General features: G+C 71.2%; 8 protein-coding genes. All 8 read right to left on the reverse strand.

Annotated features, from left to right (window positions below):
• Positions 1-83: 83 nt before the first annotated feature.
• The 8 genes from ACIPJI_RS31590 to ACIPJI_RS31625 all read right to left on the reverse strand — a co-directional run bounded on the left by ACIPJI_RS31590 (position 84) and on the right by ACIPJI_RS31625 (position 14,890).
• A complete protein-coding gene (locus ACIPJI_RS31590; protein ID WP_402250203.1) occupies positions 84-1,625 on the reverse strand; it encodes an alpha/beta hydrolase in 1,542 nt (513 codons plus the stop codon).
• 105 nt (positions 1,626-1,730) lie between these two features.
• Positions 1,731-2,936 (reverse strand): DNA polymerase III subunit delta', encoded by a 1,206-nt coding sequence (locus tag ACIPJI_RS31595; RefSeq protein ID WP_402250205.1) that lies wholly within the window; start codon positions 2,934-2,936, stop codon positions 1,731-1,733.
• A 194-nt stretch (positions 2,937-3,130) separates the two neighbouring features.
• A complete protein-coding gene (gene tmk / locus ACIPJI_RS31600) occupies positions 3,131-6,286 on the reverse strand; it encodes a dTMP kinase (RefSeq protein ID WP_402250207.1) in 3,156 nt (1,051 codons plus the stop codon).
• 156 nt (positions 6,287-6,442) lie between these two features.
• Positions 6,443-9,274, reverse strand: a complete 2,832-nt coding sequence (topA, locus tag ACIPJI_RS31605) for a type I DNA topoisomerase (RefSeq protein WP_402250208.1) — start codon at positions 9,272-9,274, stop codon at positions 6,443-6,445.
• A gap of 224 nt (positions 9,275-9,498) precedes the next feature.
• Positions 9,499-9,696, reverse strand: a complete 198-nt coding sequence (locus ACIPJI_RS31610; protein ID WP_356620752.1) for a hypothetical protein — start codon at positions 9,694-9,696, stop codon at positions 9,499-9,501.
• Between the two features lie 313 nt (positions 9,697-10,009).
• Positions 10,010-11,509, reverse strand: a complete 1,500-nt coding sequence (locus ACIPJI_RS31615; protein WP_402250210.1) for a methyltransferase — start codon at positions 11,507-11,509, stop codon at positions 10,010-10,012.
• Positions 11,510-11,696: 187 nt separating this feature from the next.
• Complete coding sequence (locus ACIPJI_RS31620; RefSeq protein ID WP_307707580.1) at positions 11,697-12,284, reverse strand: small secreted protein; 588 nt, start codon at positions 12,282-12,284, stop codon at positions 11,697-11,699.
• A gap of 200 nt (positions 12,285-12,484) precedes the next feature.
• Entirely contained in the window at positions 12,485-14,890 is a 2,406-nt protein-coding gene (locus tag ACIPJI_RS31625; protein ID WP_307707579.1) for a sodium-translocating pyrophosphatase, read from the reverse strand.
• Positions 14,891-15,328 lie beyond the last annotated feature (438 nt).

Consider the following 15,328-nt stretch of genomic DNA (forward strand, 5'->3'; position numbering starts at 1 on the left):
ACGCTCTCATCAGCAGCGGCGCCAAGTCTACAGGGTTCTTCGGGGTGCCCCGAACCACCTCCCCCGCGCCCCTGACGAGGGCCTCAGCAGCGCTTGCCGTCCTGCGGGGCCTCGCCCTCGATGAGGTAGGCGTTGATCGCCGTGTCGATGCAGTCGCTGCCCCGGCCGTACGCGGTGTGTCCGTCGCCGTCGTACGTCAGCAGCCGGCCGGACGACAGCTGGCCCGCGAGGCTCTGGGCCCACTTGTACGGCGTCGCCGGGTCGCGGGTGGTGCCGACGACCACGATCGGGGCCGCGCCCTTGGCCTCGATGGGGTGGGCCTTGCCGGTCGCGGGGACGGGCCAGTGGCCGCAGTTCCGGGCAGCCCAGGCGAAGCCGCGGCCGAACACCGGGGATGCCTTCTCGAACTCGGGGACGGCGGCGAAGACCGCGTCGGGGCTCTTGAAGGCGGCCGGCAGGTCGAGACAGTTCACGGCCGCGTTGGCGAACATCAGGTTCGCGTAGGACCCGTCCGCCTCGCGCTCGTAGTAGCTGTCGGCCATCGCCAGCAGCGGGGCGCCGTCGCCGTCCTGGGCCGCGGCGAGCGCGGAGCGCAGCTGGGGCCACGCGCCGTCGTCGTACATCGCGGCGATCACGCCGGTGGTCGCCAGGGACTCGCCGAGCTCGCGGTCCTCGCCGGTGGGCACGGGAGACGCGTCGAGCTTCGCGAAGAAGTCCTTGAGACGGGCGGTCGCGTCGGCGACGGACTTCTTACCGAGGGGGCATTCCGCCTGCTTGACGCAGTCGGCGGCGAACGCCTTGAACGCCGTCTCGAAGCCGGCCGTCTGGTCGCGGTTCAGTTCGCGGGCGGGCAGGGCCGGGTCCATCGCCCCGTCGAGGACCAGCCGGCCGGTCCGGTCGGGGAACAGCTCGGCGTAGGTCGCGCCGAGGAAGGTGCCGTACGACGCTCCGACGTAGTTCAGCTTCTCGTCGCCCAGCACCGCACGCAGGACGTCCATGTCACGGGCCGCCTCCGTGGTGGAGACATGGGGCAGGACCTTCCCCGAGCGCTTCTCGCAGCCCGCCGCGAAGTTCTCGTACGCCTGCTCCAGCTTGTCCGCCTCGGCGGTGTCGTCGGGCGTCTGGTCGACCTGGGTGTACTTGTCCATCTCGGGGCCCGTAAGGCATTCGACGGGCTCGCTGCGCGCGACGCCGCGCGGGTCGACGGCCACCATGTCGTAGCGGGCGCGGACCGGGGCCGGGTAGCCGATGCCCGCGTACGCCTGGAGGTAGCCGACGGCCGAGCCGCCGGGCCCGCCCGGGTTCACCAGCAGCGAGCCGAGCCGCTTGCCGGGCCCGGTGGCCTTGACGCGGGAGACGGCGAGCTTGATCGCCTCGCCCTCGGGCTTCGCGTAGTCCAGCGGGGCCTTCATCGTGGCGCACTCGAAGTTCGGCACGCCGCATTCGCGCCAGTCGAGCTTCTGCCCGTAATACGGCGCGAGGGCAGCGGAGGGCGCCGACCTGCCGGCCGCCCCTGGTGCCTCGGACTCGCTCACGGACGGGCCACCGGTGGTGCAGCCGGAGACGAGCAGGCCGACGGTGGCCAGCGGAAGGGCGAACGTTCGGAGCAGGCGCCTGGTGTCCATCCCACGGAGCGTAATGGCAGCAGGCAGCCGTTGCCCGTCCCGGCTCGCACGGGTGAACCGGTCAAACGGACGACGATCTCTGTGCCGACGCCGTCGGCGGACGCCTCAGCCCGCGCGCAGCGCGACGGTCATCGCCTCGACCGCCAGCAGCGGCGCGACGTTGCGCTCCAGCGCCTCACGGCAGGCGACGATCGCCTCTATCCGGCGCAGCGTGCTCTCGGGCGTGGAACCGCGGGCGATGCGGTCGAGCGAGTCGCGCACATCGTCGTTGGCGAGGGCGACCCGCGAACCCATCTGCAACGCGAGCACGTCCCGGTAGAAGCCGGTGAGGTCCGTCAGCGCCAGGTCGAGGCTGTCGCGCTGGGTGCGGGTCTTGCGGCGCTTCTGGAGGTCCTCGAGCTCCTTCATCAGGCCGGCCGTCCCGCGCGGCATCCGGCCGCCCTCCGACGCGCCCAGCGCCGCCCTGAGCTCCTCGGTCTCCTTGACGTCGGTGTCCTCGGCGACCTGCTTGGCGTCGTCGGCGGCCGCGTCGACCAGCTCCTGGGCGGCCCGCAGGCAACCGCCGATGTCCTCCACGCGCAGGGGCAGCTTGAGAACGGCGCTGCGGCGGGCCCGGGCCCGTTCGTCCGTGGCCAGGCGACGGGCGCGGCCGATGTGCCCCTGCGTGGCACGGGCAGCCGTCGCCGCGAGATCCGGTTCGACGCCGTCCCGTCTGATCAGCACGTCGGCGACAGCGGCCACCGGCGGCGTGCGCAGGGTCAGGTGACGGCACCGCGAGCGGATGGTGGGCAGCACGTCCTCGACGGAGGGCGCGCACAGCAGCCACACGGTGCGCGGGGCCGGCTCCTCGACGGCCTTCAGCACGGCGTTGGCCGACCTCTCGTTCAGCCGCTCGGCGTCCTCGACGAGGATCACCTGCCAGCGGCCGTTCGCCGGCGCGGTGAACGACTTGCGGACGGTGTCCCGCATGTCGCCGACGAGGATCTGCGTGCCCGTGGCGGCGATCCAGCTCACATCCGCATGCGTGCCGATCAAGGCTGTGTGGCAGCCGTCGCAGAAGCCGCACCCCGGCGTGCCGCCCAGCGCCCGGTCCGGGCTGGTGCACTGCAGGGCCGCCGCGAAGGCACGCGCCGCGGTGACGCGCCCGGAACCGGGGGGTCCGGTGAACAGCCAGGCGTGTGTCATCTTCGACGCGGGCGGCACCGGCTCCCCGGCGGCGTGGGCGGTGACGTGCGCGTCGGCGTCGCGAGCGGCGGCGGAGAGCTGCTCCTGGACGCGCTCCTGGCCGACCACGTCGTCCCATACGGCCATGTGCCGTCACCGACCTTTCCTGCTGCGGTCTCCCATTGTGGCGGAGGGCGCCGACAGTGCCGTCCACGGGCGTCCCGCCGCCCCGTCCCGCTGGTCCGTCGGCCCTCCGGTCCGCTGGTCCGCCGGCCCCGCACGTCCCGCAACCGGAAGAGGACCGGGCACCGGGCCCGGTCCTCTTCAGCGGCGTGCGGCCGTCAGCCGCGGCGGCCCCGGCGTCCGCGGCCGCCGTCGTTCTCGTCGTCCTCGTGCGGGCCGAGGAGTTCGTCCGCCAACGTCGGCAGGTCGTCGAGCGGTGTCTCCTCCGCCCAGTCGGAGCGCCGGCGCGGGCGCTCCGCCGAGGGATCCACCTGGGGGAGTTCGGTGGTGCGTTCGTTCCCGCCGCCGACGCCGCGCTCCTCGTGCTCGTCACGGAAGATGCCCGGCGGCACACGGCCGGCAGGACCGTCGTCCCGTACCGGAGGCAGTACCGCGGTCTCGTCCGCCGCACGGGCGTCACGCACCGGCCGCAGCATGGTGGTGTCCGCGTCGTCAGGGACCTTGGGCAGCATGGCCGTCTCGGCCTCGTCGGGGACCTTCGGCAGCATGGCCGTCTCGGCCTCGTCCGGGACCTTCGGCAGCACGCTCGTGGCGTCGTGCGAACCGCCGGGCATCGGGACTTCCTGCGTGACCTCGTCCGGCTTCACGACCGGAGTGGGCACCGTGGTCTCCACGGCGGACGCGGCGGCGGCCGCGGCCGCGGCGGCCTCCGCCGCCCGGCGTGCCTCCTCCGCCTTCAGCAACGCCTCCTCGGCCTTGCGCTGCTTCTCGAGGCGGCGTTCCTCCGCCTCCTTGCGCAGCCGGGCCTCTTCCTCCGCCTGCTTGCGCAGTCGTTCCTGCTCCGCCTGGCGTGCCCGCTCCTCGGCCTCGCGACGCTGCCGCTCCTCCTCGGCCCGGCGCCGTGCCTCCTCGGCGCGCTGCCTGGCCTCCTCGGCCTGACGCTCCGCCTCGCGCTGCCGCGCCTCCTCCAGCTCGCGACGCTTGCGCTCCTCCTCCTCGGCCCGGAGCTTGGCGAGCTGTTCCTGCCGCTCCCGTTCGAGGCGTTCCTCCTCGGCCTTCCGCGCGGCCTCTTCCTCGGCCTTGCGGCGGGCTGCCTCCTCGGCCGCCTTGCGGGCGTCCTCCTGGGCCTTGATCTCCGCCTCCGACAGCGGCAGCAGCTGGTCGAGCCGGTGCCTCACGACCGTGGTGACCGACCCGGGCTCCTGTCCCGCGTCGACGACCAGGTAGCGGCCGGGGTCGGCCGCGGCCAGGGTCAGGAAGCCGGAGCGGACCCGCTGGTGGAACTCCGCCGGCTCGGACTCGAGCCGGTCCGGTGCCTCGGTGAAGCGTTCCCTCGCCGCCTCGGGCGAGACGTCGAGAAGCACGGTCAGGTTGGGCACGAGACCGTCCGTCGCCCAGCGCGAGATCCGGGCGATCTCGGTCGGGGACAGGTCACGGCCGGCGCCCTGGTAGGCCACGGACGAGTCGATGTACCGGTCGGAGATGACGATCGCGCCCCGGTCGAGGGCCGGGCGGATCACGGAGTCGACGTGCTCCGCGCGGTCGGCCGCGTACAGCAGCGCCTCGGCGCGGTTGGACAGACCGGCGCTCGAGACGTCCAGCAGGATGGAGCGCAGCCGCTTTCCGACCGGCGTGGCACCGGGCTCGCGGGTGACGACCACCTCGTGGCCCTTGGCGCGGATCCATTCGGCGAGGGCCTCGACCTGGGTGGACTTGCCGGCTCCGTCACCGCCTTCGACGGCGATGAAGAATCCGCTCGTCGCGGGGGCCTGCCCCGGGTCGGCGCCGCCGCGCAGCGCGTCGCGGAGGTCACGGCGCAGCGGCACGCCGGAGCGGTCGTCCGTCTTGGCGAGGACGATCGCGGCCACCGGCAGCAGCAGTGCTCCGACGAGCATGAGCGTGAACGCGGCCCCGCCGTGTGCGAAGACGAAGTCGCCGCCGGCCAGCCGGTGGGGTCCGATCGCGGCGGCGAGCAGCGGGGCGGCGACCGCGGCCAGCCCGATGACGACGCGGACGACCGCCTGGAGATGGGTGGCGAGCCGGGGCCGCCGGAAGTCCTCGGTCTCCTGGTCGACGAGTGCGTGTCCGGTGTTCGCGGCGATGCCCGCGAAGACGCCGGCGACCGCGGCGAGGATCAGCCCGGTCGCCGTGTCCGGCACGAGGCCCAGCGCGAGCAGGGCGACACCGGTCACGGCGAGCGCGAGGGCGAGCAGCCTGCGGCGGGACAGCGAGGGCAGGACGGCGCCCGCCCCGCGGATGCCGGCACCGGTGCCGCCGACCAGCGCGAGGATCAGCAGCGAGAAGGTCACAGGGCCGCCACCGAGGTCGACGGCGTGCAGCACGGCGACCGACGCGGCGGAGGCGACGGCCGCGGTGACGGAGGCGCAGGCCAGGACGAACAGCGGTATGGCGCCGGTGCGGCCCTTGTCCGGCCCGTCACCCTTGGACGGCCGCCGCAGACCCTCCAGCGGCGAACGCGGCCGGGGCGTCTGCGAGCCGGGCAGTTCCACGAAGTACAGGGTCGAGACGGACGCGGCGAACAGTCCGGCCGCGAGGTAGGAGCCGAGGGCCGCCTGGTGCTGGGAGAACCATTCGACGCCCGTGCCCAGCAGGTTGCCGATCAGCGTGGCGACCAGGAGAGCCGCGGCCGCGGCGGGTACGACGGCGAACGCGGTGCGCAGCCACAGCGTGCGCAGCGACTCGAGGTGGTCGGGCAGGGGCCGTACGGCCGCGCCCTCCGGCGGCGGCGCGGGCAGCAGCGCGGGCGCGGCGCCTTCGCGGGCGACGGTCCAGAAGCGCTCGGCGACGCCGGTCAGGAAGACGGTGACGAGCAGGATCGCCAGTGCGTTGTCGGGCGTCCAGTCGATCCACAGCGGCGCGACGACGAGCAGCGCCAGACGCAGCCCGTCGGAACCGATCATGGTCCAGCGCCGGTCGAACGGACCGCTCGGCGCCGTGAGCGAGGTCATCGGGCCGAGGAGTACGGCTCCGAAAAGGAGCGTCGACAGGACCCGGGCGCCGAACACGGCGGCGACCGCGAAGGCGGCCCCGCGGTATCCGCTCCCGAACGAACCGGACTCCACCGCGGCCTGGAGCGACAGCAGGAGGAGCACGAGCACGGCGAGTGCGTCCCCGATGCCGCCGGCCACCTGGGCGTTCCACAACCGCCTCAGCGGTGGGTGGCGCAACAGGGAGCGCACGGCCCGTTCACGTGAGTCCGTGGCAAGTGCATCGGAACCCGATGCGTCGGAGGCAGTGTGTGCAGCGGTGCTCATGACCGCCTGCTGCTCGGCTGGCTGCTCGGCTCGCGTCATTCGGCCAGCCTATCCGGAGCGTGGTGCTCCCCGGAGGGGTGTCCGAACATACGGACGTCTTGTGGCAAGGGTGTGAAGTTCCCCTTACGGCGGAGTGCGCGATCAAGGGATCCGGCGGGGCGGTCCCCTCATGAGGAGACCGCCCCGCCGTCCCTGCTACTCGTCCGCCGAAGCGGCCGTCTTCTTCGCCGCCGACTTCGCGGCGGTCTTCTTGACGGTCGTCTTCTTGGCGGTGGTCTTCGCGGCAGTCGTCTTCTTGGCGGCGGTCTTCTTCGCCGCCGTCTTCTTGGCTGCCGTCTTCTTCGCGGGAGCCTTCTTCGCCGTCTTCTTGGCGGGCCCCTTCGCGCGCTTCTCGGCGAGCAGCTCGTAGCCACGCTCCGGGGTGATGTCCTCGACGCTGTCGCCGGTCCGCAGGGTGGCGTTGGTCTCGCCGTCCGTCACGTACGGGCCGAACCGGCCGTCCTTGACGACCACCGGACGCTCACTCACCGGGTCGGTGCCCAGTTCCTTCAGCGGCGGCTTGGCGGCGGCCCGGCCACGCTGCTTGGGCTGGGCGTAGATCGCCAGCGCTTCTTCCAGCGTGATGGAGAAGAGCTGCTCCTCGTTCTCGAGGGAGCGCGAGTCGGTGCCCTTCTTCAGGTACGGGCCGTAGCGGCCGTTCTGCGCGGTGATCTCGACACCCTCGGCGTCGGTGCCCACCACGCGCGGCAGGGACATCAGCTTGAGGGCGTCCTCGAGGGTCACCGTGTCCAGGGACATGCTCTTGAAGAGCGAGGCGGTACGTGGCTTGACCGCGTTCTTGCCCGTCTTCGGCGTGCCCTCGGGCAGGACCTCGGTCACGTACGGGCCGTAACGCCCGTCCCTGGCGATGATCTGGTGGCCGGTGGCCGGGTCGGTGCCCAGCTCGAAGTCGCCGCTCGGCTTGGCGAGCAGTTCCTCCGCGTACTCGACGGTGAGCTCGTCGGGCGCGAGGTCCTCGGGGACGTCGGCGCGCTGGTGGCCCTCCGCCTCCTTCTCGCCGCGCTCGACGTACGGCCCGTACCGGCCGACGCGCAGCTTGATGTCGTTGCCGACGGGGAAGCTGGAGATCTCCCGGGCGTCGATCGCGCCGAGGTCGGTGACCAGTTCCTTGAGGCCGCCGAGGTGGTCGCCGTCGCCGTTGCCCGCCTCGGAGGCGGCGCCGGCGGCGTCGCCCTCACCGAAGTAGAAGCGCCTCAGCCACGGCACGGCCTGGGCCTCGCCCCGCGCGATGCGGTCGAGGTCGTCCTCCATCCTCGCGGTGAAGTCGTAGTCGACGAGCCGGCCGAAGTGCTTCTCCAGCAGGTTGACGACGGCGAAGGAGAGGAACGAGGGGACGAGGGCCGTCCCCTTCTTGAAGACGTAGCCGCGGTCGAGGATGGTGCCGATGATCGAGGCGTAGGTCGACGGGCGGCCGATCTCGCGCTCTTCCAGCTCCTTGACGAGGGACGCCTCGGTGTAGCGGGCCGGCGGCTTGGTGGCGTGACCGTCGACCGAGATCTCCTCGGACGACAGGGCGTCGCCCTCCGCGACCTGCGGCAGGCGCCGCTCGCGGTCGTCGAGCTCCGCGTTCGGGTCGTCGGCGCCTTCGACGTAGGCCTTCATGAAGCCGTGGAAGGTGATCGTCTTGCCGGACGCGCTGAACTCGGCGTCACGGCCGTCCGAACCCCGGCCACCGATCTTCACGGTGACGGAGTTACCGACCGCGTCCTTCATCTGAGAGGCGACGGTCCGCTTCCAGATCAGCTCGTAGAGCTTGAACTGGTCACCGGTCAGGCCGGTCTCCGCGGGGGTACGGAAACGATCACCCGACGGGCGGATCGCTTCGTGCGCCTCCTGCGCGTTCTTGACCTTGCCGGCGTACACGCGCGGCTTGTCCGGCAGGTAGTCGGCGCCGTACAGCTGCGTCACCTGCGCACGGGCCGCGGCGACGGCCGTCTCGGACAGCGTCGTGGAGTCCGTACGCATATAGGTGATGAAGCCGTTCTCGTACAGCTTCTGGGCGACCTGCATGGTCGCCTTCGCCCCGAAGCCGAGCTTGCGGGACGCCTCCTGCTGGAGCGTCGTCGTACGGAACGGTGCGTACGGGGAGCGGCGGTACGGCTTGGACTCGACCGAGCGGACGGCGAACGACGCGCCTTCGAGCGCTGCCGCGAGGGAGCGGGCGTTCGCCTCGTCCAGGTGCAGCACCTGGGCGGACTTGAGCCGGCCGTCGGAACCGAAGTCGCGGCCCTGCGCGACGCGCTGCCCGTCGACGGTGTTCAGGCGGGCGGTGAGCGTGGACGGGTCGGACGGGTCACCGGCCCGGCCGGTGGAGAACGTGCCGGTCAGGTCCCAGTACTCGGCGGAACGGAAGGCGATCCGCTCGCGCTCCCGCTCGACGACGAGCCGGGTCGCGACCGACTGCACACGCCCGGCGGACAGCCTGGGCATGACCTTCTTCCACAGGACCGGCGAGACCTCGTAGCCGTAGAGGCGGTCGAGGATGCGGCGGGTCTCCTGGGCGTCGACCATGCGCTTGTTCAGCTCGCGCGGGTTGGCGACGGCGTCCCGGATCGCCTCCTTTGTGATCTCGTGGAAGACCATCCGGTGGACCGGGACCTTGGGCTTGAGCACCTCGAGGAGGTGCCACGCGATGGCCTCGCCCTCGCGGTCCTCATCGGTGGCCAGGTAGAGCTCGTCGGATTCGGCGAGCTGCTCCTTGAGCTTCCTGACCTGGGCCTTCTTGTCGGCATTGACGACATAGATGGGCTGGAAGTCATGTTCGACGTCGACGCCGAGCCGCCGCACCTCGCCGGTGTACTTCTCCGGCACCTCTGCGGCACCGTTCGGCAGGTCGCGGATGTGCCCGACGCTCGCCTCGACGACATAGCCAGGGCCGAGGTAGCCCTTGATCGTCTTCGCCTTGGCGGGCGACTCGACGATCACAAGTCGGCGGCCGCCGTGTGCGGTCTCGCTGGTCGGGGACAACTTCGCTCTTCTCTCCGGTCGACGCTCGATGGGCGCTCACGGCTGGTGCGGCACGTGGTCCTGTGCCTGGTCGCACTGCTGTGACGCTGCTGTCGCTGCGGAGTGTGACGGTACAACCCGCCCCCGTGTCAAACGGCAAAAGCCCGCAACGGCCACTCGAACGGTAACCCGAGTCCAGCTGTTCCTGCCGCCCGGACCCGGCACGTCGTCTTCCGGGGGCCGGGTCAGAGGCGACCGAAGCACCACACGGCGAGCGTGAGGAACACCGCACCGAACAGCATCCCGAAGGTCACGCCCGTGGCCGTGGTCACTCCGTGTGCCACGGGCCGGCGGTGCAGCGCGCGCATCGCCGTCCACAGCAGCAGTGCGGCCCCGAACAGCGCGAATGCCGCTCCGGCGAAGATCGCTGGCCCGCTCTCCATGCCCGTACCCGGTCCTTTCCTGATGCCGAGGTCCCTGTGCAGGGGCGAGGCTGGCACCCCTGGGCGTCGCAGGCACGAACTCCGGGTGAACGCCACGTGGGGTTCACCCGCCCGGTCGCGGTCGAAGTCACACGGCGCACGGGGGCGAAGTCACAGGAAATCAGACCGCAAACCGAACCTTGGCCGGATTTCCCCGTCGATTTCCGCCACCGGAAGCGGCGGGAGCCGGGACCAGGAACGCGGACCAGGAACGGCAGCGGGACCGGCCGGACCAGGAACCGGGAGCAAGGCCGGTCCGCAGCAGGATGCGGCCTCACCGAGGGGCCGGCTCCAGGAAGCCTTCCTCGATCAGCAGCCGCAGTGCCCCCGGAGTGCGGTCACGCAGCAGGACCGGATCCTCCCCGAGCAGTTGGGCGATGGCGTCGAGGATCTGCCCTGCGCTCAGGCTGCCGTCGCACGCGCCCGCGAAACCGGCGCCGACCGTGTCCACCTTGGTGGCGCGGCGCATGCCCCGGTTCTGGCGCAGCACCACATGTTCCGGGTCCTCCGCCCCCGGCATCCCGACCTGCTCCTGCATGATCTCCTCGGCCAGCACGAAGTGATCGGCGAGCAGCGCGGCGTCGTCACGCGCACGCAGATAGTCCTGCCGGGCGAAGTGCGCGCGCACCGTGTCGCCGAGCGGCTGCTCGACGGGGTGCGGCCACTCCTCCGTGACGATCGAGGGGCGTTCGGCGCCGGACTTCCGCAAGGTGATCCAGCCGAAGCCGACCGACTTCGTGCGACGGGCCTCGAACTCGTCCAGCCACGCGTCGTACCGCGCGGCGTACCGGGCCGGGTCGGTGCGGTGGTCCCCGCTGTCGCGCAGCCAGAGCTCCACGTACTGCGTCACGTCCTGCACCTCGCGCTGCACGATCCACGCGTCGCAGCCGGGCGGCACCCACGAGCGCAGCCGGTCCTGCCAGTCCTCCCCTTCCACGTGCTGCCAGTTGGCGAGGAACTGGGCGTGGCCGCCGTCGTTGAGCCTGTCCCCCGCCTGCTGGACGAGAGAGCGGCACAGATCGTCCCCGCCCATCCCGCCGTCCCGGTAGGTCAGCCGGGCACCGGGAGAGATGACGAACGGGGGGTTCGACACGATGAGGTCGTACGTGTCGGAGCCGACCGGCTCGAACAGCGAACCCTCGCGCAGGTCGGCCTCCCGCGCACCGGACAGGGCGAGCGTGAGCCGGGTGAAGTGCAAGGCCCTGGGGTTGAGATCGGTGGCCGTCACCCGCGTCGCGTGCTGGGCGGCGTGCAGCGCCTGGATGCCGGAACCGGTTCCCAGGTCCAGCGCGGCCGCGACGGGCGTACGGATCGTGATGCCGGCGAGCGTGGTGGACGCACCGCCGACGCCGAGGACCACTCCCTCGCCCTGGCCGCTCGCCCCACCCGCTCCACCGACCGCGCATCCGAGGTCGGAGACGATGAACCAGTCCTGCCCCTCAGGCCCGCCGTACGGACGGACGTCCACGGTGGCCCGCACATCGTCACCGTCGCGCGTCACCCAGCCGTCGGCGAGGCACTCCTCGAGAGGGAGCGCCTTGCGGGCCTGCTCCTGGGGCACGGCGCACTGGAGCAGGAACAGCCGGACGAGCGCCTCCAGGGCACCCGCCCCGCGCGTGGCGCGCAGGGCGGGCACGGTCTCGCTGCGGGCGAGCGCCGCGTAGGCGGGCGCGCCGAGCAGGTCGAGCAGCCCGTCGGCCGTGAAGGCGGCGGAGAGGAGCGCTTCACGCAGCCGGGGCGCGTGGTCGGGCACGGGGAGGCTTGTCGTACTCACCCGCCCATTGTGGCCGCCGCGACGGACTACCGCCGCGCGGCCCGGCGTCCCACCGGACCGCTGCCGTCCGCCGAACGGCCGGCTCCGCCGGACACCGACGGCGATCCCGCCGGACCGGTGCCGTCCACCGGCCCGCTGCCGAGGCGCCGGACGGGCAGGCGCCGTTGCATCAGGGCGCCGGGACGGCCTACGCCTTGCCCGGCGACGCCGACGCGCCGCCTGCGGGGCTGGACGTGGTGGCCCGCTGGCAGCCGGGCTGCTTCGCCATGGCCTTGCCCAGTTCCCCGGACTGCAGCTTCGCCAGAGCCTCTTGGTCCATGCGCTCGATCTTCTTCAGCCCGTCCGCGACGGTCTGCAGGCCGTCCGCGAACTTCTGCTGGTTCTTCGGGTCGAGTTCGTCGACCTTCTTCTTCAGGTCGAGGTAGGCGGCGGCGGTGGCGTCGAGCTCCTTCACCGCGTCCTGCTGGAGCTTCTCGCCGTTCTCGACAGGGGGGACACCGGCGTCCCTGACCGCCTTGGCGAGCGCCTTGTCCGCAGCCGCGATGTCCGCGAACGCCTTGGAGTCGGCAGCCTGGATGTCCGCGGGCTTGCCGTCCGCAGCCGTCGAGATGATGGCCTGCTGTGCGTCGGCCCTCTTCTTGATCTGCGGTTGCGCCTGGTCGCAGACGTCCTTCGCCCAGGCGTTCACCTTTTCCTCGCTGTCGTCGCCGCAGCCCGACAGCGCCAGTACCAGTACCGCGCCGCCGGACAGGGCGGCCGCAAGCTTCTTGTTCACCGGATTGGTCCCTTCCAAGGCCTCTCGGCCCCGGAACATACACGCCAACTGGGCGACAACCGCGTGTCGTGCGCCCGGTTCGTTACCTATTGAAGCCATTTGCACCAAGAGAGACAAGGCTCACCCTGAGCGGTGATTCCACAGACGGACGGGCGGGCGGCACGTCAAGCCGTGCCGCCCGCCCGTCCGCTGAATCTGCGTCAGGAGACCACCGCCGGATCGGTCGGCTTCGCACTGCGCTCGGCAGTACCGGAATCGTCGCCGACGGCGATGCCACGCCGCTTCGAGATGTACACGGCACCGACGATGATCAGAATCGCCAGGACCGCGATCACCGCACGCACTCCCGCGCTGGCGTCGTCCCCGTAGCTGAACTGGATCACCGCGGGCGCGATGAGCAGCGCGACCAGGTTCATGACCTTCAGCAGCGGGTTGATCGCCGGACCGGCGGTGTCCTTGAAGGGGTCGCCGACCGTGTCACCGATGACGGTCGCGGCGTGCGCCTCACTGCCCTTTCCGCCGTGGTGACCGTCCTCGACGAGCTTCTTGGCGTTGTCCCACGCGCCACCGGAGTTGGCGAGGAAGACGGCCATCAGCGTGCCCGTGCCGATCGCGCCCGCGAGGAACGATCCGAGGGCGCCGACCCCGAGCGAGAAACCGACCGCGATCGGTGTCAGCACGGCGAGGAGGCCGGGTGTCGTCAGCTCACGCAGCGCGTCCTTGGTGCAGATGTCGACGACGCGCCCGTACTCCGGCTTCTCCGTGTAGTCCATGATCCCGGGGTGCTCGCGGAACTGCCGCCGCACCTCGTAGACGACGGCACCCGCGGAACGGGACACCGCGTTGATGGCCAGCCCGGAGAAGAGGAAGACGACCGCGGCGCCGAGGACCAGGCCCACCAGGTTGTTGGGCTGCGAGATGTCCATCACCAGGTTCATCGGTGCGCCGTCGCCCAGCTTCTCGCCGACCTCCGAGGCCGCCGTCGCGATGGCGTCGCGGTACGAGCCGAAGAGCGCCGCGGCCGCGAGCACGGCGGTGGCGATCGCGATGCCCTTGGTGATGGCCTTGGTGGTGTTGCCCACAGCGTCCAGGTCGGTCAGGACCTGGGCGCCCGCGCCGGTGACGTCACCGGACATCTCGGCGATGCCCTGGGCGTTGTCCGAGACCGGGCCGAAGGTGTCCATGGCCACGATCACGCCGACGGTGGTGAGCAGACCCGTGCCGGCCAGCGCCACCGCGAACAGCGCCAGCATGATCGAGGTGCCGCCGAGCAGGAAGGCCCCGTAGACGCCGAGACCGATCAACAGGGCGGTGTAGACGGCCGATTCGAGACCGACGGAGATGCCGGCCAGGACGACGGTGGCCGGGCCGGTGAGCGACGACTTGCCGATGTCGCGCACGGGACGCCGGTTGGTCTCCGTGAAGTAGCCGGTCAGCTGCTGGATCAGCGCCGCCAGGACGATGCCGATCGCGACGGCGACGAGCGCCAGGACCCGCGGGTCCCCGTCGTGCGCCCGGACCGCCGCGTCGCCGACCCCGTCCAACTCGGCGTACGAGCCGGGCAGATAGACGTAGGCGGCCACGGCCACGAGGACGAGTGAGATCACCGCGGAGATGAAGAAACCGCGGTTGATCGCCGTCATCCCGCTGCGGTCGGCGCGCCGCGGGGCGACCGCGAAGATACCGATCATCGCGGTGACCACGCCGATCGCCGGGACGATGAGCGGGAAGGCGAGCCCGGCGTCGCCGAACGCGGCCATACCGAGGATGAGGGCCGCGACAAGCGTGACGGCGTACGACTCGAAGAGGTCGGCCGCCATGCCCGCGCAGTCGCCGACGTTGTCGCCCACGTTGTCGGCGATCGTGGCGGCGTTGCGCGGGTCGTCCTCGGGGATGCCCTGTTCGACCTTGCCGACGAGGTCGGCGCCGACGTCGGCCGCCTTGGTGAAGATGCCGCCGCCGACACGCATGAACATCGCGATCAGCGCCGCACCGAGGCCGAAGCCCTCGAGCACCTTCGGCGCGTCCGCCGCATAGACGAGCACGACGCAGGACGCACCGAGCAGGCCGAGGCCCACCGTGAACATGCCGACCACGCCGCCCGTACGAAAAGCGATCTTCATGGCCTTGTGCGAGACGGCCGTGAGATCTTTTTCCGGCTCGCCTTCCGCCGGTGTGGCTTCGCGCGCGGCAGCGGCGACGCGCACATTGGCCCGCACGGCGAGGCGCATACCGATGTATCCGGTGGCCGCCGAGAAAAGCGCACCCACCAGGAAGAACACCGAGCGCCCGGCGCGCTGCGCCCAGTCGTCGGCCGGGAGAAGCATCAGCAGGAAGAACACCACGACGGCGAAGACGCCGAGAGTGCGCAGCTGCCGTGCCAGATATGCATTCGCGCCTTCCTGCACCGCGGCCGCGATCTTCTTCATGGAATCGGTGCCCTCGCCCGCGGCCAGCACCTGGCGTACCAGGAGCTGGGCGACCACGAGCGCTGCCAGGGCGACGACCGCGATCACAATAACGATCAGTCGGTTGTCATCCGTGAGTACCGCGGCTGCGAGAGAAGTGGGGTGATCGATCAGCTGTGGGTTGAAGAGCCCCGCCATTCGTCCTCCTTGACGTCAGAGCTCAAGATGTGGACGGATTGTAGGGAGCGGAACCTGATCAAAACAGGGCGCCGCAAATGTAATTGACCTTGACTTGCTACTCAGCAAATGATCGGGCCCTGAAATGATCCCCGAAAGCGGTAACGGGGCAAAAGCATTGACGCCCGAATGATGATCTAGAAAATACGAAAGAGGCCCTGCTCAGCAGGGCCTCTTTACGCCGGAACGGTCCAGAATGATCAGCGGACAATGGGACCGGCTCCCCGGACGACGCCGATCCGCCCTTCCGGCACACCGGCCCCAGGACTGTCCGGTCCTGCACGGTCGGATCACCGCGCGACGGCTCAGGAAACGACGATCAGGGGCGACTGCTCCGGGGGCCAGGGCTCAGTTCGAGGGCTCTGGGACCCGAGGCTCTGAGGTGGCTCCGGGAGCGGC

Origin of the sequence: Streptomyces sp. NPDC086835 (assembly GCF_044745705.1) — a bacterium.
Lineage (GTDB): Bacteria > Actinomycetota > Actinomycetes > Streptomycetales > Streptomycetaceae > Streptomyces.

Bases quoted from the DNA above. Each gene is read 5' to 3' on its own strand.
- ACIPJI_RS31590 (WP_402250203.1), bottom strand. From the start codon at position 1,625: ATGGACACCAGGCGCCTGCTCCGAACGTTCGCCCTTCCGCTGGCCACC.
- ACIPJI_RS31595 (WP_402250205.1), bottom strand. From the start codon at position 2,936: ATGGCCGTATGGGACGACGTGGTCGGCCAGGAGCGCGTCCAGGAGCAG.
- tmk (WP_402250207.1), bottom strand. From the start codon at position 6,286: ATGACGCGAGCCGAGCAGCCAGCCGAGCAGCAGGCGGTCATGAGCACC.
- ACIPJI_RS31610 (WP_356620752.1), bottom strand. From the start codon at position 9,696: ATGGAGAGCGGGCCAGCGATCTTCGCCGGAGCGGCATTCGCGCTGTTC.
- ACIPJI_RS31625 (WP_307707579.1), bottom strand. From the start codon at position 14,890: ATGGCGGGGCTCTTCAACCCACAGCTGATCGATCACCCCACTTCTCTC.